The 26,026-nt window shown below is 54.3% G+C and carries 16 protein-coding genes and 1 tRNA gene; 5 read left to right on the forward strand and 12 right to left on the reverse strand.

The annotated features are described in order from the left end of the window. Positions 1-90: 90 nt before the first annotated feature. Positions 91-456, forward strand: coding sequence for a hypothetical protein (locus ACGG9R_RS10735; RefSeq protein ID WP_390154929.1), 366 nt, complete (start codon positions 91-93; stop codon positions 454-456). A 3-nt stretch (positions 457-459) separates the two neighbouring features. On the opposite strand, the gene ACGG9R_RS10740 is transcribed toward ACGG9R_RS10735, so the two are convergent. Together ACGG9R_RS10740 and ACGG9R_RS10745 are read right to left on the reverse strand one after the other, a co-directional pair. Beyond that, positions 460-1,050, reverse strand: coding sequence for a nitroreductase family protein (locus ACGG9R_RS10740; protein WP_390154931.1), 591 nt, complete (start codon positions 1,048-1,050; stop codon positions 460-462). Between the two features lie 72 nt (positions 1,051-1,122). Next, positions 1,123-1,986, reverse strand: a complete 864-nt coding sequence (locus ACGG9R_RS10745; RefSeq protein ID WP_390154934.1) for a 4-(cytidine 5'-diphospho)-2-C-methyl-D-erythritol kinase — start codon at positions 1,984-1,986, stop codon at positions 1,123-1,125. Positions 1,987-2,531: 545 nt separating this feature from the next. Between ACGG9R_RS10745 and ACGG9R_RS10750 the strand changes: the two genes are divergently transcribed. After that, complete coding sequence (locus tag ACGG9R_RS10750) at positions 2,532-3,443, forward strand: radical SAM protein (RefSeq protein ID WP_390154937.1); 912 nt, start codon at positions 2,532-2,534, stop codon at positions 3,441-3,443. Between the two features lie 514 nt (positions 3,444-3,957). On the opposite strand, the gene ACGG9R_RS10755 is transcribed toward ACGG9R_RS10750, so the two are convergent. Together ACGG9R_RS10755 and aroD are read right to left on the reverse strand one after the other, a co-directional pair. Continuing rightward, positions 3,958-6,138, reverse strand: a complete 2,181-nt coding sequence (locus ACGG9R_RS10755; protein WP_390154939.1) for a hypothetical protein — start codon at positions 6,136-6,138, stop codon at positions 3,958-3,960. A 246-nt stretch (positions 6,139-6,384) separates the two neighbouring features. Further along, positions 6,385-7,140: a type I 3-dehydroquinate dehydratase gene (gene aroD / locus ACGG9R_RS10760; protein ID WP_390154942.1), complete on the reverse strand. Its 756-nt coding sequence runs from the start codon at positions 7,138-7,140 to the stop codon at positions 6,385-6,387. A gap of 277 nt (positions 7,141-7,417) precedes the next feature. Here aroD and ACGG9R_RS10765 point away from each other — a divergent pair. Then, a tRNA-Arg gene (locus tag ACGG9R_RS10765) sits at positions 7,418-7,494 on the forward strand. Between the two features lie 343 nt (positions 7,495-7,837). Here ACGG9R_RS10765 and ACGG9R_RS10770 read toward each other — a convergent pair. Next, on the reverse strand, positions 7,838-8,992 hold the full coding sequence (locus ACGG9R_RS10770; RefSeq protein ID WP_390154945.1) for a hypothetical protein: 1,155 nt from the start codon (positions 8,990-8,992) through the stop codon (positions 7,838-7,840). A 392-nt stretch (positions 8,993-9,384) separates the two neighbouring features. Continuing rightward, positions 9,385-13,941 (reverse strand): glutamate synthase large subunit, encoded by a 4,557-nt coding sequence (gene gltB, locus ACGG9R_RS10775; protein ID WP_390154947.1) that lies wholly within the window; start codon positions 13,939-13,941, stop codon positions 9,385-9,387. Positions 13,942-14,612: 671 nt separating this feature from the next. Between gltB and larA the strand changes: the two genes are divergently transcribed. Further along, a complete protein-coding gene (larA, locus tag ACGG9R_RS10780) occupies positions 14,613-15,914 on the forward strand; it encodes a nickel-dependent lactate racemase (RefSeq protein WP_390154950.1) in 1,302 nt (433 codons plus the stop codon). A 1,099-nt stretch (positions 15,915-17,013) separates the two neighbouring features. Here the strand turns inward: larA and ACGG9R_RS10785 are convergent. The 6 genes from ACGG9R_RS10785 to ACGG9R_RS10810 all read right to left on the reverse strand — a co-directional run bounded on the left by ACGG9R_RS10785 (position 17,014) and on the right by ACGG9R_RS10810 (position 25,006). Further along, positions 17,014-18,408: a glucose-6-phosphate isomerase gene (locus ACGG9R_RS10785; protein ID WP_390154953.1), complete on the reverse strand. Its 1,395-nt coding sequence runs from the start codon at positions 18,406-18,408 to the stop codon at positions 17,014-17,016. A 290-nt stretch (positions 18,409-18,698) separates the two neighbouring features. Beyond that, positions 18,699-19,928, reverse strand: coding sequence for an ATP-binding protein (locus tag ACGG9R_RS10790; RefSeq protein ID WP_390154956.1), 1,230 nt, complete (start codon positions 19,926-19,928; stop codon positions 18,699-18,701). 319 nt (positions 19,929-20,247) lie between these two features. Beyond that, positions 20,248-20,925, reverse strand: a complete 678-nt coding sequence (locus ACGG9R_RS10795) for a nitrogenase component 1 (RefSeq protein WP_390154959.1) — start codon at positions 20,923-20,925, stop codon at positions 20,248-20,250. Beyond that, positions 20,918-22,168, reverse strand: a complete 1,251-nt coding sequence (locus ACGG9R_RS10800) for a nitrogenase component 1 (RefSeq protein WP_390154962.1) — start codon at positions 22,166-22,168, stop codon at positions 20,918-20,920. Before ACGG9R_RS10800 ends, ACGG9R_RS10795 begins: the two co-directional genes overlap by 8 nt. Next, on the reverse strand, positions 22,165-23,130 hold the full coding sequence (locus tag ACGG9R_RS10805) for an ABC transporter substrate-binding protein (RefSeq protein ID WP_390154965.1): 966 nt from the start codon (positions 23,128-23,130) through the stop codon (positions 22,165-22,167). Before ACGG9R_RS10805 ends, ACGG9R_RS10800 begins: the two co-directional genes overlap by 4 nt. Positions 23,131-23,203: 73 nt before the next feature. Further along, positions 23,204-25,006, reverse strand: coding sequence for a TonB-dependent receptor plug domain-containing protein (locus ACGG9R_RS10810; RefSeq protein WP_390154967.1), 1,803 nt, complete (start codon positions 25,004-25,006; stop codon positions 23,204-23,206). A 128-nt stretch (positions 25,007-25,134) separates the two neighbouring features. On the opposite strand from ACGG9R_RS10810, the gene ACGG9R_RS10815 reads away from it, so the two are divergent. Beyond that, positions 25,135-25,971, forward strand: coding sequence for a MerR family DNA-binding transcriptional regulator (locus ACGG9R_RS10815; protein WP_390154970.1), 837 nt, complete (start codon positions 25,135-25,137; stop codon positions 25,969-25,971). The last annotated feature ends 55 nt before the right edge of the window (positions 25,972-26,026 follow it).

A 26,026-nucleotide genomic window follows, 5' to 3' on the forward strand; every position in this document is an offset into this window, starting at 1 on the left:
AAGCTCGTATCCCTCAAGATCCCGCGGCGCTTTGGTCAAGGATGCGCCGCTGTGCCATTTTCCATTCTTCATCGTATAAAAGGAGCTATCATGTCCACCATCCACACCTTTCCCGTCCGCTACTTCAGCATCGTCACCGTACCGAAGGAATTTACTCATCAGATGGGCCAAATCGAAAACACCGCCCTTTCGGGCGGTGCGTCACTCAATCATGATGAAATTGTGAAAGCGATTTCTACAGGAAAGAGCCAGCTCTCAAGCCTCACTCCTTACCTTTTCGTCCTGTTTGAGATCGAAAACGGCGGCGCTTACTGGACCTACCTCGACCTCGCCGGTGAGCTGTCGAAGATCCATTTCACCGATAAAGAGACCAGTGAGATCAAAGCCGAGAAGGTCACCTTCGCCAATGGCGGATATATGTATGTCATGAAGGAAGTGTACTTGAAAAGGAACTAGGGCTCAATCCCTCACCTCGATCACGTCCGTCTCCTTTTTCCTCGGCAGCGGATAGCCTTCCTTTTCTGCATAGCCGAAGGACATGGCAAGGATCATCTCGCCCTTGCCGATCCATTCCGTGAGCTCATCATAGGCGAAGAATACATTGCCCACCCAGAGACTTCCGATGCCGCGCGCCGTAGCTTCGAGAGCCATATTCTCCGCCGCGGCCCCGATGGCCTGCACATCGCTCATCTCATGGATCTTCTCGGCAGCGCTCCAGTCCTCATACACCGAGCGCCCCGTCGGATTCACCACCAGCACCGTCACCGGTGCTTTTTTCATGCACTCCATCGTGAAGCGTGCATTGGCGATGAGTCCTCTGTCTCCCGGAAGGACGCCCTCTCCGGCTTCGGAACGCTCGATGCCCTTCTCCATCAGTCGGATCATCATATCCCGGCTCATGCCCTTCACGACGATGAATTTCCAAGGCTGTCGGTTCTTCGGCGAGGGCGCCCACTGCCCTGCGCGAAGGATCTCCTTCATATCGCTCTCTGCGATCGGGTCTTTCTTGAAAAAGCGGACGCTCCGCCTTCCGGCAATGATATCGTGCATCAGGATCCTCCTTCTAAAAAAACTTTGCGCAAGAGTGAAGAGCAGGGTACGGCGCATACGAATGAAAAATCGCTAAGCCTCCCCGTCCCTTCCGACGGTCTCCGCCATCTCCACAAACCATGACGGCTGCTCGGCGCGGATCCGAGAGGCCAGCCCAGCCTGTTCCTTCGTATCCTTCGCCAGCACGAAGAAAGCGGAGCCTGAACCGGTCATGAGAGCAGGCCGGCCCAGTGTCTTGAGATACGCAGACGTTTCCCAAAGGATCGGCTCCACAGGAAACAGCCCCGCCTCGAAATCATTCGAGAGCGCGCGGGCCAGTGCGCCCTTATCTCTGCCGCTGAGCGCTTCGATGGCAAGGGGCGTCGTATCGGCAGGACGCTTCCCCATGTGATCGAGAAGCTGGTACGCCTTCCCCGTCGAGACCGAGACCGGCGGACGCAGGATGACGAGCGGCAGATGCGCCCATGGTGTGAGCGGTGTCAGCTTCTCGCCGATGCCCTGACAGCGCGCGGCCCCCGCCATCACGCAGAAAGGGATGTCCGCGCCGAGCGATGCCCCCCAGCGGGCAAGCGTCGCCAGAGAAAGATCCGTCTCATAGAGCCGTGCCAGTCCGCGCAGCACGGCAGCCGCATCGGACGAGCCGCCGCCCATCCCCGCCTCAGAGGGGATCCGCTTCGCCAGCGTCATGGAGACGCCGCCGGAAAGACCGGTCTCTTCGAAGAAACGCTCCGCGGCGCGCACCATGAGATTCTCCCGCCCCAGCGGAGCCTCGCCCTCCGTGACGGAGAGCGTGATCGCCTCCGCTTTCGTCAGTGTGATGCGGTCCGAGAGAGAAATGCTGTGCATGAGGCTGTCGATGGAGTGATACCCGTCAGCACGCTTGCTTCCGACGGAAAGTGTGAAATTGATTTTGGCATGCGCCGTTTCTATGATCATAAGGTTATCCTTTGCTATGAAAGTATGCTGTCAGGTTCAGGGTGAGCCCGTGAGGCGTGCGAAAGAGGGGGAACGGGTTCTATGGGTTCAAGAGGTTCAAGGGGGAAGGTGGCGGCTTCGCCGCCCTGTTAGATGATGGTATTCTCGTATCGCAGCCTTCCCCTCGAGGGGAAGGTGCCCCGTAGGGGCGGATAGGGCACTGGCGGTATGAAAGAGAGTGGGAAGGAGCGTCTCAAGCAGGCGATTTATGAAAGCACCCGAGCGTCGATTTTTATAAAGGGCGATGCCCGAAGGCTGGAGGATACAAGTCAGATGTCTAGCGTCTGATATCTGATGTCTCCCAGTCTCCCAGTCTCCTAGTCTTTTAGTCTAGTCACCAGTCCCTAGCTGCTAACTCCCCCATTATATCACATATAAAAACTTTTCTATGCGTCTTGCATTTTGGCAGATCATCATGTACAATATTCACATAGAAAAAATGCTATGTGTTTATTCGATAAAAATTTTTGTAGACCATTCATGAACAGAAAGAAAGGAACAACTCTATGTCAGGTTTATTTTTTGACAACTGGGACACCCCCGTCTTCCGCCCGCCGAGTGAATCGGGCAGCTTCATCCTCCGTGTCACCCGCGGGTGCGCGCACAACAGCTGCACGTACTGCAACATGTATCGCGGCGTACGATTTGAAAAGCTCTCTGACGATGAGATCATGCGCCAGATCGCGATGGCGTACTCCGTCGATCGGGATGGCGTGCGCCGCGTCTTTCTTGCAGACGGCGATGCGCTCGTGCTTCCGACCGAGCGACTGCTCCGCATACTGGAGACGCTCCGCAAATATTTCCCGAATCTCACGCGCGTCTCCTCATATGCAGCGCCGGGCGACATCCTCCGAAAATCGCCCGATGAACTCAAGCAGCTCAAGGAAGCCGGCCTCACCATGCTCTACTATGGCATGGAAAGCGGAGACTCGAAGACGCTGAAGGACATCCGCAAGGGCGTCGACGGCGAGCAGTCGATCGAAGTCGGAAAGCGTGTACGCGCCGCGGGGATGGATCTCTCCATCATGATCATCCTCGGCATCGCAGGCGCGCCGGGGAGCATGCGGCATGCACTCGCGACGGCACATGCCATCAACGAGATCAAGCCGACGTACCTCTCTGCGCTTTCTCTCATGCTGTACCGCGGCAGCGAGCTCAAGGCACAGTTTGAGCGCGGCGAATTCACTCCGCTTCCCCCTTATGGCCTCATGGAGGAGCTGAAGGTCATCATCGAGCATCTCGAGCTGCCAGAGACCGATCCTATGGTCTTCCGCAGCAATCATGTATCAAACTATATCCGCCTCGCGGCGACACTGCCCCGGGATAAGGACAAACTCCTTGAGGATATCGATGCCAGCATCCGCTATCTGAAGCAGCAGAAGAACTGGGATATTTACAATCATGACTGGAGCGAATAAAAAGGGCGATGTGAAATAACGATCATCTCATTTTCGCGTTCCATCTGCCGCGGGGGACTTGCAGCTCTCATAGGAGTGACCGGGAAACCTTATCCCAGCTGTCTTTCATGCCATAGTCACCCTATCCGCCCCTTTCGGGCACCTTCCCCTAGAGGGGAAGGCTGCGATACGAGAATACCATCTTCTAAAAAAAGGCGGCGAAGCCGCCACGAAAGCCCTGAGCCCTAGTTACCAGTCAACGCACTCTGCTTTTCTCCCTCCTTCCTTTGGAAGGAGGTGCCCCGAAGGGGCGGAGGTTGGCTGCGTGAATCGGTATTTTCACACACGGGGATGCCAACCCCGCCTCGCTTCGCTCGTCTGCCCCTTCCAGAGGAAGGGGCGAGAATGATTCTTGATCGGGCATCGCCCCATATATAATTGCGGCGAAGCCGCCACCTGAACCCTGAACCTTGAACCCTGAACCAAATGAAAGCAAAGTAAAAAGGCGATGCCATGCGTCCATCTCGCCCGTCCCTTACTTTTTCCACTTCATATCGGCGAGCCATGGCATGTAGAGCGACTTGAGGTCTATTTCCTCTCGCGCCGCCTCCTTGGGCGGATCATCATGGATCTCAGGGCAGGCAGAGCCCTTCTCGAGCTCAGCGCGCACGTCAGCTTCCGCATCGCCGTGGACGGCGATGGCTTTTTCAAACCATTCCTTGGCGCGCTTCAGATCCGGCTCACCGTAGAGACCGTGCTGATAGAAAAGGCCGAGATTCATCATGCCCCAGTCACTGCCGAGGGCGGCTGACCTTTTATACCACTCTTCTGCCTTTGCCATGTCTCCGATCTCCTGAAAGAAGATCCCGAGATAGTTCGCGACGTCTTTCGCCTGCGGCCCTTTTTTCTCATACGCCTTGACCAGCCAGCGAAGACCTTCGTCATGGTTGACGGGCGTGCCGTTCCCGTAGAGATGCATCATGCCGAGATCGATCATGCCGGTCTCGTTATCAAGAGCCGCCGCCTGATTGGCCCAGTGGAAAGCATTCATCCAGTCTTTCTTCATGCGGTATGCGGCGCTGATCTGACTCGCAATGTCGCCTTTGGCCTGGTCTTCGAAGATCTCCTCTCCCCTTTCCCAGGCTTCCTTCAGGTAGTGAATGGCTTCCTCCGGCTGCGGGGGCCTCTGCTGGAGCGCACCATTCCCCAGATTGATGAGGCAGTACACATCGCCCATGTCATACGCCTTCTGATACCATGCTTTGGCCTCTTCCTGATCTCCCAGCCAGAACGAGCACATCCCGGCCATATTCGCCGCCTCGCCGCGAATGCTCCTCTGCATGTCCTCCGGCATCTGGGGATCTGCCTTCGCATCGTAGCAGCTCTTGAACCAGTGGAACGGCTCACTCGCATCCGCCGTATCCGAAAGCGTATCCAGAAGATACTGTGCATAGTGCAGCATGCCAAGCGGCGAGCCCAGCTCCGCCGCCTTTTTGACCCAAACGGCGGACTCCTTCATTTCATCCATGAGCGAGCAGCAGAGCGCGATCTGGTCCGCAAGGCTGCCGCTTGGCAACATGTCAAAGGCCTTCTTGTACCAGAAAAGAGCTTCTTTGAAATCTCCTTCCACGTGGTAGAGCTGTGCGAGCTGGACCAGTATTTCCGGCCGCCCGCTCTTGGCTGCGACCACCGTGTACTTCAGCGCAGCGCCATAGCGCTCTGCATCCATCGCGAGCAGTGCGAGCCGCTGCGCCGCTTCCTCTTCTTTGTAGCCGTGAAAGGCAAAGACCTTCTCCAAGAGCTCCTCTGCCATTTCGATGTTTTGCTTGCAGCCGCGCCCGTCCTGCAGGCAGCAGCCCAGAGAGAACATGCCCTGCACATTGCCCAGCTTCACGCTGGCACGGAGCCATGCGATCCCCCGCTTCGGCGTCGTTTCCAAGAGCACCTCTCCCAAAAGGGCCGCCGCATCCCCCGCGCACTCGCTCTTCCAGTCATAGGCCTTCGCCAGCGCATTCTCCGCCTTGATGAGATCCACCTTCACGCCGTAGCCATACGCATAATGAAGCCCCAGATAGAACCAGCCCCAGATATTTTTCCATCGCACAGCAAGCTCGCTGTAGTAGAAAGACCTCTTGAAATCCTGCTGAAACAGATAGTGCTCCGCAAGGAGGCGCGCCGCCTCGCCGGCGGATGCCTTCGGCTCCTCCGCGATCTCTTTCAGAAGGGCTTCTCCGTCTGCGCCCATGTCTGCGGCCAGCGTCTGATCAAAAATGAGGTGGGAAGCCCAGCGGATGCGGCTCTGCCAAAGCCCCGCTTTCATGCACTTTTTATTCCATGCCCAGCGCTTCTTTTCATTCGCCTTCCTGACAAGTCCGACGCGGTACACATCCGCCATCTCATACATCGCCAGCACATCGCCCGTCTTGGCCAGTGCTTCCACCTGAGGCATGTACTGACGGAAGATCCTCTTCTGCGTAAGAGTCCCCGGCCGGCTGGCATAGCCCACATTCAGGGCCGCCAGCACATCGCCCGCCTTCTTCCCCTCCTCTGCATAGCGCTTCGCCAGCTTTTTGTCCGCCGGAGCGATGTAGCCATGCTTGGCGTATTCGCCCAAAAGGTACATGGCGCGGCCGCTTCCCTCCGACGCTTCTCTTAGCAGTACGTCATAGGCTTCCTGTAATTGTCCATCGATGAAAAGTTTTTCGCCTTGTGTCATAAAGAATTTCCTTTGGGATAAAATAGCAGCCACAAAGTGGATGTGGGGAAATGAGATTCGGGGTGAGCCCATGGGGCGCAGCGTCCTTTGATTGTTTGCGAAAGAGGTTTGGCGGGTTCAACAGGTTCAACGGGGGTGGTGCGGCGCATAAAAATATGGAAGCGCCGCGGAGTATAGGTAGTGGCGATGCCCGAAGATGGCATTTCAGTCACTAGTCACTAATCCCTAGCTACTAGTCACTAGTCACTACGAATACAGTACATCCAGCACGGCTTTCACCTGCGCTGCTGTCAGCTGGCCGGGTGCGCTGGCTTTTTGACCGGCCGCGAACGTGATGGGAGCACCCAGATCGCTGCCTGCGATGCGGGTAAGCTGACCCGCCTGCCCCATACCGATCGCGATGACCGGCGTCTCCGGAAGATCCTCCCGCGTGCGGGCCGCCGCCGAGAGGAGCGACGCGGTATCACGAGGCGCTCGTGGCATGACCGCGATCTTCAAAATATCCGCCTTGAAGGACGCCATATTTTCATACGTATCGATCAGCTCCGTCTCGCTCATTGCCCGCTGGAACTTGTGATAGCTCATCAAGACGGGGATCCCCTGCTCATGCGCCTGCTTGATCAAAACCTTCGTATCGAGTACTTCATGTCCATACTCCACATCGAGCACATCCGCCCAGTGCGAACGGATGATGAGAGAAAGCAGCGACACGTACTCACCGCCCGGGGTCTTGTGCGCCCCGCCCTGGCTCTTCGTACGCACCGTCGTCAAAAGAGGCACATCCTTGAAATGCCTGCGGATGACCGCATAGGCAGCTTCCAGATCTTTTGTCGCATGGAAATCCTCCTGATTCAGGAGGTAGTCCACACGCCACTCGAGCATATCCAAAGGACAGGATGATAGTGATGCGCATTCCTTTTCCAGATCCTCCAGTGTGGAAGAGACCAGCGGAACGCAGATCTTCGGTCGTCCGCTGCCGATGGTAAGATGTCTGATATTCATAAAGTTCACGCTTTCTGTAAAAAACAGGGCTCCAGATACGCCCATGGATGGCCCAAGGAAAAGGGTTCATGGGGCTGAGGTTCTTGGTGATGGTTTTCCCGCGTCGCCTTCCCCTCGAGGGGAAGGTGCCCCGAAGGGGCGGATAGGGCAGGGGCGGTATGGAAGACAGATGGGATAAAGTCCCTAATCCCTAGCCACTCATCCCTAATCCCCAGTCACCCCTCCAACTTCTCCCTTCTCACATGTTCTCTCCCATGCTATAATAGGAAAGATTCATGCGTTTGTAGCTCAGCTGGATAGAGCGGCGGTTTCCTAAACCGTGTGTCGGGGGTTCGAATCCCCCCAAGCGCACCAAGCAAAGCACTCCGAAAGGAGTGCTTTTTGTTTGTGTCCATGGCTATGGCTCGCCAATCAGAAATGCGAAATGATGGCGGCGGCTTCGCCGCGATCCTTCGACTCAGGTCGCAGCTGTTCTGGCATTCGTTATCTCACTTACGACGTTTCTCGCCGCTCAGGATGACGAAACGGGGCGATGCCCGAAGGTTTTGTGGATAACAGGTTTCCCGTTTGGCGTTTACAAACATGGTCCGCCTGACCGCGAACGAAAAAGATTCGAGGGCTTCGCTCGAAATGATGATACGGGAGAGCCTAACGTCCCCTAGTCCCTAGTCCCCAGTCACTAGTCACCAGCCACCAGTCAAAACAGCTTTTTGATCTTTGCGAGAATCCCTTTCTTCTTTTTTTCTTCTTTGGGCGGAGCCGGTTTCTCGATCTCCTGCGCGGGAGCTTCCTTGGGCTTTCCGACCTCGCTCGGGCAAAAGGGGGCGGGCGCGGCGAAGGTGGGCATCCGCAGGACCGGAGGCGCCATGATCTTCGGCTTCACGATATGGCGGGTGCGGGCGGCGGGGCGGGCTTCGCTCCGGCCGTAGGGGACATAGTGGTACGCCCCCGAGGAAGGATCCGGGACATTTCTGTCGCAGATGTACTTCGTGCCGTTGAAATCAATGCCGCGGAGACGTTCGAGCAGCATGGAGGCCATGACCTGCGGGGAGAAGTAGGAGAAGGGCAGCGATGGCGCCATGCGGGCGATGGAGGAGAGGAAGGAGCCTTTCACATCGTCCATCGTCATGTGCAGACCTTTCCTGATCTCATCCATGAGCAGGATCATGCCCTTCTGCGTCGGGAAAAGGTTCTCGTAGGGCACGAGGTTGTTCTTATTGCCCATACCGGACATATCCATGAAGAAGACGAGGTAAAGGTAGGGCAGTGCGTAGTCATTGTGCTTGATGCGGATGTAGAAATTCGCCACGGTATAGTACATGTTGCGCAGCTTCGACCATTCCCCTGCCATGGTGTAGAGGGAAATCTTCTGCTGAAAAGCGCGGTAAAGGATGCCGCGGGCGGTGTAGGACTCGCCGCGGGCGGAGAGAGCGGTCTGCGACTCACCGATCTCGCCCTCGGTCAGACCGTAGTTCTCACGGACGTTCAGTACGTAGGCCATGTGGTGTCCGACCTCCGCCTGCCCTTCCTTGGTAAGGACGTAGATCTTCGGGACGCCATGAGCATAGTCCTTCTCCGGCACTTTGGCGATGACACGGCCCACGAGCTCGGCGTGTGTGCCTTCACCGGAGAGATCGTATCGTTTGAGGAAATCGGAGAGCGCTTTGTCCGGCAGCATGGTGAGCGTCTCCTGCGGACGGCTCATGCGGATCCAACCGTCATCAAAAAGCTCTCCGATGCGGTCATTCGCATCACGCCCGTAGATGCTCTCTTTATAGGGTGGCACCTTGTGGTGCGCCGGCTTGCCATCGAAGTAGTCCAAGAGCAGGATGTCTTTGATCGATAGTCCCATGGTATCCCTCCTTTCTTCCGTAATTCAGATGGGCGAACGATGAAAGGTCGATCGCCCGTCACAAAAAATGGGATCGGGCATCGCCCTTCTTCTATGGACGGCGAAGCTGCCGTCACCATTTCTCTTTTTGTATCATCGCTATGTATCTATCCTCAAGTATAATACAGCCGGGGTATGCTTGGCAATCAAAAAGGCGATGCCCGTTAATGAGCATCGCCTTTGGGGTCATGGATATGACGTGAGACTTCCGCTGCAGACGCTACGCCGCCAGCCTTCGCCCCTTCGGGGCACCGCCTTCCAAAAGAAGGAAGTGGGTGATACAGGATAAAGAGATTTTCAGTCCCTAATCCCCAGCCACTAATCCCTAGCTACTAGTCACCAGTCACTAGTCACTATTTCCCAAACTTCTTATCATACGCTTTTCTGATGGCTTCTTCGCGTGTGAGGCCTTCGGCCATGCCTGTCCTGATCGCTTCTTCCATGGCCTCGTATTCCTTCGGGATGACCTTGGTGAAGCGGGAGTAGTAGACATCCCAGCGTGCAAGGATGGATTCCGCCTTGCGGCTTCTGGTCGAGAGGTAGTGGGCGTCGATCAGCTTCTTGACGCTTGCGATCTCCTCTTTGTCCGTGAGCGGTTCCAAATGGATCAGCTCTTGATTGCACAGGCGTTCATCGAGGTCGAGCACATAAGCGACGCCGCCGGACATACCGGCTGCGAAGTTTTTGCCCGTCTCGCCGAGGATGATGACCTTGCCGCCGGTCATGTATTCGCAGCCGTGGTTGCCGATGCCTTCGACGACGACGGTCGCACCGCTGTTTCTGACGCAGAAGCGTTCCCCGGCTTTGCCGGAGACGAAGGCTTCCCCGCTTGTCGCGCCGAAGAAGGCGACGTTTCCGATGATGACATTGTCTTCCGCGCGGAAGGTGGCTTCTCTCGGCGGATAAATGATGATCTTGCCGCCGGAAAGACCCTTGCCGACGTAGTCATTCGCATCGCCTTCCAAGGTGAGCGTCAGACCCTTCGGGATGAAGGCGCCGAAGCTCTGTCCCGCAGAGCCGACGAAGGAGAGGGATATGGTGTCTTCGGGCAGTCCTTCATCGCCGTAGCGGCGGGAGATCTCGCTGCCAAGGATGGTGCCGGTGACGCGGTCGGTGTTCTTGATGAAGAGCTTTGCGATAACGCGCTTCTGCTCGTCGAGAGCCGGCTTGCACATGCGGACGAGCTTGGCCATATCGAGGGTCTTTTCGATCTCATGATCCTGTGCCTTCATGAAATGGTGACCGACGGTGATGTCTGTATACGGACGGAAGAGCAGGGCATCGAGAGAGAGGGTATCTGCCTTCTTGTTTCCGGTGAAGCTCTTCTGCTTCAGGCGGTCGCTTCGGCCCACCATGTCTTCGAGCTTGTGGAAGCCGAGGTGCGCCATGATCTCACGCAGGTCTTCTGCGACGAAGCGCATGTAGTTCATCACATACTCGGGCTTGCCGGCGAAGCGTTTCCTGAGCTTCTCATCCTGCGTGCAGATACCGAAGGGGCAGGTATTTTTGTTGCAGACGCGGAACATCTGACAGCCGATCGCGATGAGCGGCCCGGTGCAGAAGCTGAAGAGCTCTGCGCCCAAGAGACAGGCGATGGCCGCATCCCGGCCGGTCAGGAGCTTGCCGTCCGTTTCGAGCTTCACACGGTCGCGGAGCTGATTCAGGAGGAGGACCTGCTGCGCTTCGGAAAGTCCAAGCTCCCATGGAAGTCCCGCATGGCGCATGCTGGTCCTAGGCGATGCCCCCGTGCCGCCATCGCAGCCGCTGATGGTGACGCCGTCGGCTTTCGCCTTGACGACGCCGGCCGCAATGGTGCCGACACCCGCACCGGCGGTGAGCTTGACATTGATCTCCGCCTTATGGTTGGCATTCTTCAGGTCGAAGACCAGCTCTGCCAGGTCTTCGATGGAGTAGACATCATGGTGCGGCGGCGGCGAAATCAGGGCGACGCCCGGGGTGGAGTGGCGTGTCTTGCCGATGGCCGGGTCGACCTTGCTGCCCGGAAGGTGTCCACCTTCGCCGGGCTTGGCCCCCTGCGCGCACTTGATCTGGATCTCTTTGCCGTGGACGAGGTAATTCCCCGTGACGCCGAATCGTGCTGTCGATACCTGCTTGATCTCGTCATTGACCGAAGAACCGTCAGGGAGCAGCGCGAAGCGCTCGGTATCCTCGCCGCCTTCACCGGTGTTGCTGCGGCTGCCGAGGGCATTCATGGCTTTTGCGATGCACTCATGGGCTTCCTTGCTGAGTGCGCCATAGCTCATCGCGCCGGTACGGAAATGATGCACGATGGAGTCCACGCTCTCGACCTCTTCGATCGGGATGCTGCATCCGGCAGGGTAATTGAATTCCAGAAGGTCACGAAGACGGATGAGCGGCTCATTGACCACCTTCGCAAATTCCTTGTAGACCTCATAGCTTCCTGTGCGGCATGCCCGCTGCAGAAGGCGGATGGCCTCCGGCGTCAGGATGTGCGGTTCGTCGCCATTCCGGTGATACATATAGACATCGCCGGAGGAGAGTCCCTTGGTCCCCTCGTACGCCGCCTCGTGGCGCATCTCGGCTTCCTTGGCGATCTCCTTCAAGCCGATGCCTCCGATCGGAGAGGTGATGCCGCCGAAATATTTCTCCGCCACCTCCTTGCCGATGCCGACAGCTTCGAAGATCTGCGCGCCGTGGTAGCTCTTGACGGTGGAGATCCCCATCTTGCTCATGACACCCAGGATGCCGTTCACCGCTGCCGTGAGGTAGTTTGCGAGCGCTTCCTTCGCGCTCTTGCCGTGCAGGCGGTTCTTGTCCGCGAGATCCTTCACCGTCTCCAGTGCCAGATACGGATTGATCGCCGTCACGCCGAAACCGATCAGCGCGGCGAAATGATGGATCTCACGCGGCTCGCCCGACTCCAGAATGATACCGACATCCGGACGCACCTTCTCACAGATGAGATCATTATGCAGCCCCGCCGAAGCGAGAAGCGCCGGGATCGCCATGTGATCCTTATCGACACCGCGGTCAGAAAGGATCAGGATATTCTTCCCATCCCTGACCGCAGCAAGCGCGGCTGCGAAAAGCTCATGGAGTGCCTTCTCCATCGCGCGGCCGCCGCCGGCTGCCGGATAGAGCAGCGAAAGCACGACCGGCTTTAGCTGGCTGCTTTTGAGATGCTTGATGACTTCCATTTCCTCATTCGTGATGAGCGGACGGTCGATAAAGAGCGCCGCCGTCCCCTTCTCATCCGGATCCATGATATTGGCCATGTTGCCGATCACGACCGAGGACGAGGTCACGATCCTTTCACGGACACCGTCGATCGGCGGATTCGTGACCTGTGCGAAATTCTGCTGGAAATAGTCGTAGAGCAGCTGCGGCGTCTCCGACAGGACCGCGAGCGGCGAGTCCATCCCCATAGCGCCGATCGGCTCCTTGCCGTTCTCCGCCATCGGCGTCAGGATATCGCGCAGATCCTCGACCGTATAGCCGAAATTCTTCTGCTCGAGAAGGAGATCCTCCGGCACTTCCGGCTCCTTCTCCTCCTTCGCTAGATCCTTCAGATCGAGCAGATGCTCCTCGCACCACTTCGCATAGGGATGCGCCTTCGCCATGGTGTGCTTGATCTCCTCGTCACTGATGATGCGCTGCTGCGCCGTATCGATGAGGAAGAGCTTGCCCGGTTCGAGGCGTCCTTTGTAGAGCACATTCTCCTGATCGACCGGCACCGCCCCCACTTCCGAAGACAGGATGACACGGTCATCCTTCATGACATAGTAGCGCGCCGGACGCAGACCATTGCGATCCAGCATCCCGCCGATGGCGACGCCATCGCAGAAGCACATCGCCGCCGGGCCGTCCCATGGCTCCATCATGAAATTGTGATACCGGTAGAATGCCTTCTTCTCCTCATCCATGGACGGATCCTTCTCCCACGGCTCCGGCATCATGACCATCATCGCATGCGCCAGCGAATGCCCCGCCATGTGGATGTACTCCAGGCAGTTATCAAACATCGCCGAGTCGCTCCCCGTGTCATCGACGACAGGGAAAGCCTTCACCAGCTCCGGATCGTTCGACGGGCGCGACTTGCTCTCACGCGCATTCAGCCAGTTGATATTCCCCTTGATCGTATTGATCTCCCCATTGTGGACGATGTAGCGGTTCGGATGAGCGCGCGCCCAGCTCGGGAATGTATTCGTCGAAAAACGCGAATGCACCATCGCCATCGCCGTCTTATAGTCCAGATCCGACAGATCCAGATAGAAATGGCGCAGCTGCTCACTCGTCAGCATCCCCTTGTACACGATCGTACGCGAGGACAGGCTGGCGATATAGAAATCCGTCCCCATGCCTTCCGAGAGCGGAATGATCTTCTTCTCCGCGAGCCGCCGGATGATGTAGAGCTTGCGCTCGAAATCCATCTGATCCCGAAGCGATGGATTCCTGCCGATGAAGACCTGCAGAAAACGCGGACGGATCGAGCGCGCCGCCTCACCGATGATGCTCTCATCGATCGGCACCTCACGCCAGCCAAGGACCGTCTGTCCTTCCTCCTTCACGATCTCCTCGAAGACCCTCATCTGCTCCTTGCGGAAATCCTCATAGCGGTGCGCAAAGATCATGCCGACACCGTACTCTCCCTCCGGCGGAAGCGAAAAGCCCAGCACCTCACACTCGCGATGAAAGAAATCATGCGGGATCTGCGTCAGGATCCCCGCACCATCCCCGCTCTTATGGTCTGCGCCCTCGCCGCCTCTGTGCTTCAGATTCTCCAGGATCTTCAAAGCATCATCGACAATACCATACGAGCGCTCGCCGCGGATATTCGCCACAAAGCCGATCCCGCAAGCATCATGTTCATTTCTGGGGTCATACAGCCCCTGCGCCTCTGGCATATCTCTCCATTTTTTCATGCCCATTCCTTCTCTCCTACAAAAAAAGCCGAGCGAAAACAGCGCTAGCTACCTCGCCCGACCTCGGACCTTCCTATGAAGTGTGTAATTCGTATTATATCATGGAAGGAAATTGTTTGGAAAGAGGAAATTTAGAAATAATAAGTGACTGGTGACTGGGGACTAGTGACTTGTGACTAGGGACTAGGGACTGGTCACTAGAAGACTAGGGGACTGGGAGACTAGGGGACTGGAAGACGTCAGACTTCCACATCGTCATTGAAAGCGTTGCCGAGAAATCTTTGTCATTCGCGGGCAAGCGATCGATGTTTGGAACCCCAAAGCGGGAAACCTGCTATCTTGAAAAATCGTTGACAAGCCGCGCCCATTAGGCATACGATGGGGATAGTTAGTGCCTGGGGACTGGGAGACTGGGAGACTGGGAGACTGGGAGACGTCAGACTCCCACATTGTCATTTCGAGCGAAGCGAGAAATCTTTGTCATCCGCGGGCAAGCGGACAATGTCAGAAAAACGAAAACGGGAAACCCGTCACCCCCCAAAAAACGGTCGGGCATTACTTTCCTTTATACTGCGGTGAAGCCGCCACCACCATTTCTCATTTCTCATTCCCTCTCCCCATTCATGCTATAATGAGACGACATACCCATTTCCATACCACCAAGGAGGATCTCATCCATGAAAGAATTCAAACTCGCATTCGGCCGCGGCGTGCAGTCCGTCATGCTGCCGGAAGACCATATTTCTGACATCTTGGAAGGCGTCCCGACACCCGCCTGCGACGTCAAAGAAGCGACCCTTGCTGCTATGCGAAGCCCGATCGGCAGCGCCCCGCTGAAGGAAGTCGTAAAGAGCGGCGACAAAGTCTGCCTCGTCGTCGCCGACATCACCCGCGCCTGGAACCGCGCCTCCGAATTTTTGATCTACGTCGTAGATGAGCTGAACCTAGCCGGCGTCCCCGACAAGGACATCTATATCGTCTTTGCACAAGGCACCCACCGCCCCCACACCGACGAAGAGAACATCACCTGCGTCGGCGAAGAAGTCGCCCGCCGCATCACCATGTACCAGCATATCTCCACCGACAAATCCCAGCAGACCTACCTCGGAAAGACCACCCTCGGCACCGAAGTCTGGATCGACAAGCGCGTCGTAGATGCTGACAAGGTCATCCTCATCAATGCCGTCTCCACCCACGACATGGCCGGCTTCGGCGGCGGCCGCAAGCTCATCCTCCCGGGCGTTGCCGGCTTCGACACCGTTCAGCAGAACCACTGCCACGCCCTCGGAGCCACCCTCGGCAGCGGCCTCAACCCTGACGCCAAGCTCTTAAAGATCGAAGGAAATCCCGTATCCAGCGACATGCAGGAAGCCTGCGACATGGTACACCCCTGCTTCCTCGTCCACTCCATCATCAATGAAGAAGGCCGCATCTCCTCCATGGTCGGCGGCGACCCCTACGAAGCATGGCTCGAAGGCACGAAGGAGACCTACCGCCTCCAGAAAGTCCCGATGAAGCAGCAGGCCGACGTCACCATCGTCTCCGCCGGCGGCTATCCGAAGGACACGAACCTGTATCAGGGAACCAAGTGCTACACCACGGCTGAGATCGCCACCAAGAAAGGCGGCATCATCATCACCATGATCGAAGCCGAAGACATCATGGAGCCTGCCGCCTACCTCGGCAGCTTCAAGTACAAGAACCTGGTCGATATGGAAAAAGGCCTGCGCGACTGCTTCACCATCCCCTTCTTCGTCGCCTTTGAAAATCTAAACACCGCCCTCACCCACACCGTCTACATCGTCACCCGTCCGGAAAACTTCGACATCCTCCGCGAAAAGACCCACCAGATCCCCGTCGCCACCGTCGAAGAAGCCTGGCAGCTCGCCCAGAAGCAGCTCGAAGGCGAAGGCAAGACCGACTACGCCATCAATATCATCCCCCACGGCAGTGCCGTCGTGCCGTACTTGAAGAAGTAGCTGGTGACTAGTGGCTAGGGATTAGGGGTGATACTCCCGTATCATCATTTCGAGCGCGAGCGAGAAATCTTTGAAGAGGGACACACCGAAGGAAGCGGATGGATGGCAGCGATCTGAAAACGAGTGAGAAACCATCCGCTCCCCGTTTCGTCATCCCGAGCGCAGCCGAGGGATCTTTCTGGCAGACCCATAACAGCCGACGTGATACAGCAGGAAAACGAAACACAAAGACGTCGATTTTCATTTTCACACTGACATGGATAACCGCAGGGCAAGGAAGATTTCTCGACTTCGCTCGAAATGACGTTACGAGAAAACCGCCTGCTGCCAATGTCCCCCCTTTCCGATTATACTCTGTGACGATACGAGAAGAACGCTCTCCGCAGTCCTGCGGGCATTCCTCCCCGCTGCGAACTCGTTGAAGAGGGACACACCGAAGGAAGCGGATGGATGGCAGCGATCTGAAAACGAGTGAGAAACCATCCGCTCCCCGTTTCGTCATCCCGAGCGCAGCCGAGGGATCTTTCTGGCAGACCCATAAACGGCCGACGTGATACAGCAGGGAAACGAATCACAAAGACGTCGATTTTCATTTTCACACTGACATGGATAACCGCAGGGCAAGAAAGATTTCTCGACTTCGCTCGAAATGACGTTACGAGAAAGCCGCCTGCTGCCAATATCCCCTTTCCGATTATACTCTGCAATGAATCCGCCTTTCCTTAGCGCATTCCTCCCCACTGCGAACTCGCTGAAAAGGTACATACCGAAGGAAGCGGATGAATGGCAGCAATCTGAAAACGGATGAGTAACCATCCGCTCCCCGTTTCGTCATCCCGAGCGCAGCCGAGGGATCTTTCTGGCAGACCCATATACGGCCGACGTGATACAGCAGGGCAAGGAAGATTTCTCGACTTCGCTCGAAATGACGTTACGAGAAAGCCGCCTGCTGCCAATGTCCCCTTTCCGATTATACTCTGCAATGAATCCGCCTTTCCTTAGCGTGCAAAAGACCGCAGCGACATCGCCGCTGCGGTTTTTTATTCCTACTCCCTTATTCCTAGTCCCTAGCCACTAGTCACCAGCCACCAGTCCCTAGTCACTTCTTATGCTTCACGATATACTCTTTCAGATCCGCATGGAGGATCTTCTTGTAACTCTCCACCCCCGGCTGGTCATAGGCATTGACGCCCGCAAGCGCCCCCTCGTAGGCGATCGTGAGGAAGAGAAAATACATGAGCGCCCCCACATGGAACGGCGTACACCTTCTCATGATGAGATCACAGCTCATGCGTCCATCATGGGCCAGCGCCTCCTCATCCGAGCGCTGCGCCGCACGCATCATGTAGGAAAGCGGGACCGGGCCGCGCTCTTCCCCCTCATCACAGAGGATGGCCGCGTCTTCCCGCGATTCCCTGACCGTGATGAACTGCACGAGCTTATTCCGTTTCCCCTCCTGATGCTCCTGCGTCAACGAATGCATATCCGTCGTCCCCACCGCTGCGACCGGGATACGGCCATAGTGGATCTCTTCCCCGGAGACCGTGAGCGCCTTGCCCAAAGACTCACCCAGAAGCTGTGCATACCACCAGCCGAGCGAGCGGAGACTGTCCCCATACGGCATGATGATCTCCGCATCGACGCCATGATTTTCCCGCGCCAGATACTTACGGACCGCCAGCTGCAGCGCCGGATTCTCCGAAAGCGAAAGACTGCGGCAAGCCTCTTCCGTCATCCTCGCCCCCGCCAGGAAATCCCGGATATCGATCCCCGAAAGCATCGCAAAGACCAGCCCCACCTGAGAGAAAATACTGAAACGTCCGCCGATGCCATCCGGCACCGTGAAGCACGGCCAGCCATTCTTCTCCGCCAGAGGACGCAGCGCCCCCTTCTCCTTGTCCGTCACCGCAATGACGCTCACATCGCAGAACTTCCCCAGCATCTCACGCAGCGCCCGCTCTGCCATGACCGGCTCCAAAGTCGTCCCGGACTTCGAATTCACGACCAGCAGCACCTTGTGCTTCCACCACGCCGTCTGCGAGCTCCGCCGGATACGCTCCACCAGCGAGAGAAGACTCACCGGATCCAGATTTTGCCCCGCAAAATACAGCTGCGGATACCCGTGTCGCTCCTCCTTCGTCATCAGATTCCAGTACTGTCCGCAGAAAAGATCAAAAAGCACCTGATTTCCAAGATACGAGCCCCCGATACCGATCGACACCACGATATCCTGCCCCTTCGCCAGCTTCGAGAGAGCAAGCAGCCTCTCCCGCTCCTCTTTGGAGATCAGGATCTCTTCCTCCAGAAGATACGGCAGATGCGGGAAAAGCACGAGACTGCCGTCCGGCCCCTTCCCGCTCTTCCGAAGCCGCTCCACAGAAAGCGCCGCCTCACGGATGCGCTCCTTGCAGGCATCGATCTCCTCCTCCGCGATCCCCCAGCCCTCGCCGGAAAAATGCGTCATATCGATGGTCAATTCATCCTGAAAATGCATACATATACCCCTCTTCACCGGGCAGCCCATAGCTGCTGTCATTTATCGACAATTATTATATCATATTTTTGTCCTGCACGGGAGTATGTTACGCCCAAAGGGCCGATTCATAGATTTTATGGGCTTTTATAGGCAGTTTCCCGCTGGGAAAGAGTTGAGTCAGGAAACGTCTGAGAAACCGTTTCCTCAAACTCCTTCTTGATGGGAACAGAAATCGCGATATGCATAGGAATGACCTTCTTGCTTCATACGATAAGTTTGAAGGCTGTATACTGTTAATGAAACGCTGATTAAAAACGTCTCTGTTTTTTCATAAAATCAATTATATTGATATGCTGGATTCCATTTCTTTGCTGGAGGAATGCGTCTGACGTGGCGACATACTTTGGATAATTGTCCCTAATCATCTCCAGCGGACGATACTCTCTATCTTCCGTTTTCCGGCTGCTGAGGATAGTGAGCGCGACTTGCACATAAGCATACTGCATATCACCGCCTCGCAGGATGAAATCACATTCCAGCGCCCCGATGCGCCCAATGCTGACCGCATAGCCCATACTTCTTGCATAAATGAACACGATATTTTCCAGTGCAGGACCATAGTTGATCCGATTGTCAGTGTTTAGCGCGAAGTAGAAGCTCAAATCTGCCAGATAATATTTCTTCTCTCCGCTCAAAGCACGTTTGGATTTCATGTCAAATCGATCACAACAGTAAAGAATTTTGGCGTCTTCCAAAATCTGAATGTACCTCGCGATGGTCTGGCGGCTGATCTCCAACCCGTTCTTGCGAAGCGAATCATGCAGACTGCTGATGCTTGTCGTCGCCCCGAAGTTGTTGATGATGAAATTTCTCACCGTCTCAAAAGACTGGCGATCGCGGATCTTGACCCGTCGACGAATGTCTTTCTCAAAGATTTCCTGTATGATCCCTTGGACATAGGTTCTCTTGTCAGCAAGTTCAGCGAATCCGATAGCCCGAGGAAAACCTCCCTCCAAAATATACTGGGAGAGTTCCTGCAGGCGGTCTGGATCAATCGCCTTGTGATAAAACTGCTTCATCTCTTCATACTCGTCGAAGCTCAGGGGATAAAGCTCGAACGCAATGTATCGGCCGGTCAGCTTGGTGACAAGCTCACCGCTCAAAAGATAGGAATTCGATCCCGTAATGAAAATGGAAAAATCGCCGTCTTCACGAGAACTGTTAATGACTCGCTCGAACTGGCTGACATTTTGGATTTCATCAATGAACAGATACTTGCGCCCGGGGAGCGATGCATAAGAAGCGATAAGCTGATCCAACACTTCAGCGGTCTGTACATGGCGATAGCTCCGGCTGTCTAAATTCAGATAGATGAGGTGATCCGCAGGGACCCCGTTAGCGGAAAGTTCATCCATGATGGTCTGCATCAGGCAGGATTTGCCGCAGCGTCTGACCCCGGTGATGACTTTGATCATATCATCCGCATCATAAAATCCACGAATTTTGGATAAATATTTCTCTCGTTTGAACAGTTCCATAGTAGAAAGCCTCCTTTCTTTATTATATCTGCCCACGAGAAAAAGGCCAGTTAACGTTGCAGTTTTTATGAAAATCTCAATATCTGCAACGTTAACTGGCTTCCCCTAATGAAAACCCAAGAATAAGCGCGAACTTCCGCGCCGCTTAAAAGTCTATACGATTCCCCAGTCTTTCTCGAATGATTGCATGCCTTTTATCCACGCTGCAGGCTATAGCTAAAGGGCGTCATTATATATAGGGAAATACTGACTCTGTGATTGCATCAGCGTTTCCTTAGAAGATGCCAGAATCACCGAGCATTGGGCACAGGCTTGACTCCTACTGAATGCTGTACGGCACCTGCGTATTTTCTTCCAGCCAGCGCGCCACAGCAAGGCCTCTGGGATGCACGACCAGATTCATTTCTGCTTCCGACAGCCAGGCTAGCTCTTCGTACTTCATTGGCTGCCCGCCAGGAATGAACAATACATTCTCCCAGCTTTCATCGGACGCAGGATCCAGGATGCACTGACCGATCACATTGATTTTCCCTGCCTGCTTCTTCTCTGAAAAGTGAGGCACTTTACGCAGCAGAGAAATCATAGCATCCGACCAACCCCGATCGGCATCACCGTTAAACCCGCTGGCGTCAGATACGCACACGGGAATGTCCATCACAGACTGGCAGATCCCCTCGATATCATCCCCCATCAGCGCAGGGCCGCAGTTTACCGCTACCCCCACGACAGCATAGTCCGCCTCCTGCCGCATATCCTGTGCCACTTGCAGCAGTTTCTTCTTTGCTCCAAAGACCAGGTCATTCTCCTCGATCAGCGTGCTGTACATCCGCCTCGCCCAAAGAGGCTCACACTCTGCGATCCTCCGAGCGGTCAGAGTCGAGCACCACATGGGCGAATCCAGAACCAACCCCAGATCGGAAATACTGAGCAGGGCCGCAGCCGCTCCCGCCATGGCCGTTTCTTCTTTGCACACCCGCCATCGATCCAGCTTACTCATCACAGCCTCCATAGGTTTTTACGATCTGCGTGATAAAGGAAATCCATCCCGCATACCCCAGACATGACGGAATCAGGATCTCATGACTTTGCCGCAGATCAAAAGAAACGGTAGACAGCCGTACATCCGCTGATACCTCCTGCCTGCTCCATTTCAATGCCCCGCACTCTGTTTCCACGACAGAGCGTATCGACGCTTCATCCTCCCGCGGGATCATCGCCGCCAAGACGATGGTGATATCTTCGATCCCCATCGCCCGAAGAAATGCCACCGGCTGCCTCAGCCCCTCTGCCTGCCGGGTAATTCCCAGCCGCATCCGGCAGCTTTTCCCACGAGCAGCACGTTTCCCCTCCTGCAGCAATTTCACCAGACGGGTTTCCTGCTTCCGGCAATACATTTCCATGACCTCTTCTTTCTCTCGCAAAGAAGCCATCCCCATAAAAGCACGTCGGCTTTCTGCAGGCGTGCGGACATGGGTCCAATTCACCATGGGTACATCCAGTCTATGTGCCATATACAGAGCATTCTCTGTCGATGCCGGTTCCTGAAAAGCCCCCCTGGTGAACGATACGACCTGTGACGCACGCCCCATATCCATATAATCGTTCCTGCTGACACCCACGGGCGGACACAGAATGCGTGTGAACCCCAAAAGGCGCAGCACCTCCATGAACTCATGATATTCTTCCGGCGAACTATAAGCCGGTGACAAGCCGGACACCAGGCAGATCTCCCGGTCTTTTTCTGCCTTCACCTGCGGAAGAGTCCACGTATCAAACAGCAGCCGCGCCATGGAAGTAACAGTATCCACCAGGCCCGGCACCATAAAGCCGTGCCCGGGCAGCAGAACGACGGTCGTGCCGGTTTCCGCTTCTACCTCCTGACACAGCGCCTCGGTATCATCCCCAATGACACCCGGCACACATCCGCAAACGACTAAAATCACTTCGGGATGGATCTCATCACAGATATCTTCCAGACAACGTCTGAGCTTTTCATTGCCGCCAAATACAGCATCCTGATCAGTCAAACCCGTACAGAAAAGAAAGCCATCCATTTTCCTGTTCCCAGTGATTTCTCTGTATTTTTCCCCCAACGACCGGAACGCATCCCACACCACCTTGGAGCAGGATCTGACATTATGAATAACCACCGCACATCTTGAATTTTGTACTGCCCCCAAGGCAGCCTGCATGAGATTACAGTGAATGATCTTTCTCTGCTTTCCCGGCGTGAAAATCATGACGCGCTCCCCTTTCCTTCATAGACTGCCTGATACACGGTCTCGATCCCTTCCGTCACATGATGTGAGAGACAATTCACATTCCGCTGCGGCAGGATGACGACCTGCTTGTCCCGTATCGCTCTCATAGAGGAATAGGCCGGATTCTCATACATCTCCTGCAGCTGCTGCTCGCTGTCTTTAAAAGCGCCCCCTTGTGACCAGTTCCCCATGATAAGCATATCCGGATCTGACTTTACGAATTCCTCCTTGCTTAAAATCATGGATGTCCCATTCCCAGAAAGTGCCGGCGGACGCACATCATTATAGACGTCTATCGTCCCTGCGCGGGTCAACACATCATGAAATATATTTCCTTCCCCGCCGATAGGACCAAAGCGAAGCACCAGCATCACCCGCTTCTTCTGATTTTCCGGAATGACCGCCACCTTCTTCTCTATGTCCCGCAAGCGGCTTTCCATCTCTGCGATCAGCGTCTCTGCCCTGTCATTCTCTCCCACCGCTCTCCCCAGCGAGCGGATCTCATCCGGTATATCCTTGATCAACTTGGCATCCTTGTAAACAAAGACCGGAAGCCCCGCACTTTCCAATGACTGCACCATCTTGATCTGACTCTCACCCACCACCACCAGATCCGGGCGTAGCGATATCATGTGCTCAGGACTGTTATCGACCTCTGTCGTGACATCCTTTGCACTCTCGACTGCCATAGATAGACCCGGGTCGTGGATCCATTTGTCCATGGCCACGATGCGGTCATGCGATACCAGATCGAGTAAGATCTCATCTGCAAAGATATACGTGGAAATGATACGTTTCGGTTTCTCCTTTATGTGCAGCGTCTTCCCGCGGGCATCCGTCACCGTGTACCCGCCCCCTGACTGCGGCGCATCACTCATGCATCCGCCTAGCGCGATCGCACAGATCGCTGCCAGAATGAGGCTTAGCAATTTCTTCAGCATGGATCTCTCCTCATAGAAAGAAAAGGGAATTTCAGTTGATTGAAATTCCCCTTTTCTGCCATCTTATAAACTATCAGAACTTATGCTCATAACTCAGCAGCCAGCTTCTTTCCTGCATGCAGGCTCCCGGCGTCGAGCCTCTGTAATCATCTCTGTCCAAAACGTTGCTGATTTTCAGAGAAACAGCATCATTCTCCGTGAGTTTCTGTCGAACATTCATATCCAGAGAAAACATCGGATCAGTATCCTTCACCCTTTGTCCTGCATAGTTGAAGAACAGGTTGACCGAGGTATTTTTCATATTATATGAAAAATCCGAGTGAATACTCAAACGGTTTTCCGCCCGTTCCCAGCTAGAGCCCGCTTTTTTCTCCAACTGTTTTGGATTGCTGCTGGAAATTCCAATATTATAAGAGAACCCCTGCGGTACCGTCCATCCGTAGCTCAATTCTACACCCGTATTTTTATACTTATCCGCATTGTAATTCATCTTAAGACTGGTGCTTCCATTGACATAATCAGAATAAATACGGTCTGAAATTTCCATGTGATATACATCAAACTTCCACATGCCATGTTCGCCCACCTGCTTCTTCAGGCCAGCTTCATATGTCCAGGCTTTTTCAGACTTCAAGTCCGGATTTGGCAGTGTTGTCGCATTGCTGCCATATCGTTTTGACAGATCCGGCTTTCTCAAAGATTTATTGACATTGATGTAAGCGGAAGACGTATTGTTTAATTTGTACAGCAGCTGGAAGGACGGGCAGAATGCATTCCCCGAATCGCCAGTAAATACTTCACGCGCGCCAAACAGAAACTTTGTTTTTTCATTCAAGTCTGTGTCCGTCAAAAAATAAACAGCCCCATAGTTTCTATCTCGCTCGATCCAATGATTCCCCGATAAATTTCTAAAGCGTTCATTTTCGAACATACCGCCCGCTGTGAAATCCGTCCAGCCAAGATCCCATTTATTGACTACGTCTACGCCATAAGAGCGGCCCGTGTCTTTACCGCCGCGGCCATTATAGATATATTTCCAAGCTCTGTCCTGATAGTAAGTCGTCACACGCAGATTCTTATTGGTATACGTGATCTGAGAAACATCATACAGCGTATTGCTGTCATATGAGCCGGTCTTAGCCAGCGTTCTGGCGTTCAGCGTATCTACATCAGAATGCCTGTCGCTATAGAGGTACATGAAATTCCAATGTTCATTAGGCGTATAGTTTACGTTGACGCTATCCCGATACATATTTGTCTGATCATACAGTGTGGATGGCGATTTCGAAAGAATCCCTGCATCTTTAATGCCATAGTGTTCATAGGCAACGGACAGCCCTTTCGCATTTACATAGCCGGAAATATTTCTCTGGGTATGATCACCAGCACCTACTACGATTTTGTTTTCGTTATCCTTTTTCGTGATGATATTGATAACACCCGTCGTCGCATTGCTGCCGTATAAAACAGCTGAACCCCCTTTGACCACTTCGATCCTGTCGATGCTGGTCGCAGACAAGGTTCCCATTTGGAAATAGTAGTCCTGATTCAGAGGAATCCCATTGATCATAATGCTCATATGACCAGAAATTCCGCGAATCCCCGGATTGCCATTACCAAACGGAGACTCCGAAATAACAAAGCCAGGAATATTCTTCATGACTTCCATCACACTCTTGGCGCCCATGTTTTCGATCTGCTGCCCTGAAATAACTTCCGTTGCCGCCGGAATTTCCAGATCCGGAACACTGTATTTATTGGCCGTGACCAGTACTTCCCCCAACTGGTACACCTCTGCCTCCGCAGCCATACTCTGCATCCCAGAGAGGGTTGCCAAAACCATCGCACCGATGACGATTTTCCCTTTCAATTTCATTGCTTTCCTCCTCAACAAACTGAATGATATAATATAAAAAACACTCACCTTTTGCTTTCTATCATTCATGTGAAATTTATCTTTCCTTAATCTATCAAGTACAACGACTTTATTGTCAAGGGGAAAATATGGAAAATAAAGAATTTTACTTTACCACAGGCGAATTGGCCCGGCTCACCGGTCTATCCAAGCAGCTTCTGATCTTCTATGACAAAAAGAACTTCTTCACCGCTACCGCGACAGGAAGCAACGGCTATCGGTATTATCTGCTCTCCAAGTATTTCCAGCTAAAGATACTCATCACTTTGAGAAAAATGGACATCCCGCTGGAAGAAATCTATCAATACTTGCAGCATGGAAACGACGAATTTCTTCTTAGTATCTATAAGCGGAAGCTATCCGAGTACGAGGAGCAAATGAAGCAGCTGCAAAAGAAAAGCCAGATCCTCGAAAAACGCATCCATTCTATGGAACGTCAGCCCCATCTCATTTTGAACCGGATATTTATCACCGAGCTAGAGAAAGAACGTCGATATTATCGCTGGGATATAGACATGTCTGCACCAGTAAAGGATCGCGTCTCACATATGGCTGCGGCTCTCCGTCCCTATCTGCAAGACGAGAACTGCTTTCGAGACAGCATTCTCGGCTTCATTTTACCATCGTCGTCCCTGCACGAGAAACAGCCCGTCACAACCTACTCTTTCTTGACACATTACATCCCGCACATACCTGGTATAAAAGAGCAAGCCGTATACACCATGAAGCCGGGTATCTATCTCAAAGTCCATGGATATGGTCATTATGGTGTCATTGATACAGAAACGAAACGTACTCTGCTTGATTTTATCGAGCGGAATCATATGAAAGCCGATGATCACTTCATGGTATTTCCCTTGAGTCAGTATTGGATGACAGGGCAAAGTCGATGGATCATGACCACCATGATTCGAATTGACTCTTAAAAGTAAAGCTGCTTTACACCGGAATAGCATCACAAATCAAAAAAGCAGGCACGTC

The sequence above is a fragment of the Dialister sp. i34-0019-2H8 genome, from assembly GCF_042846925.1.
GTDB lineage: Bacteria > Bacillota > Negativicutes > Veillonellales > Dialisteraceae > Dialister.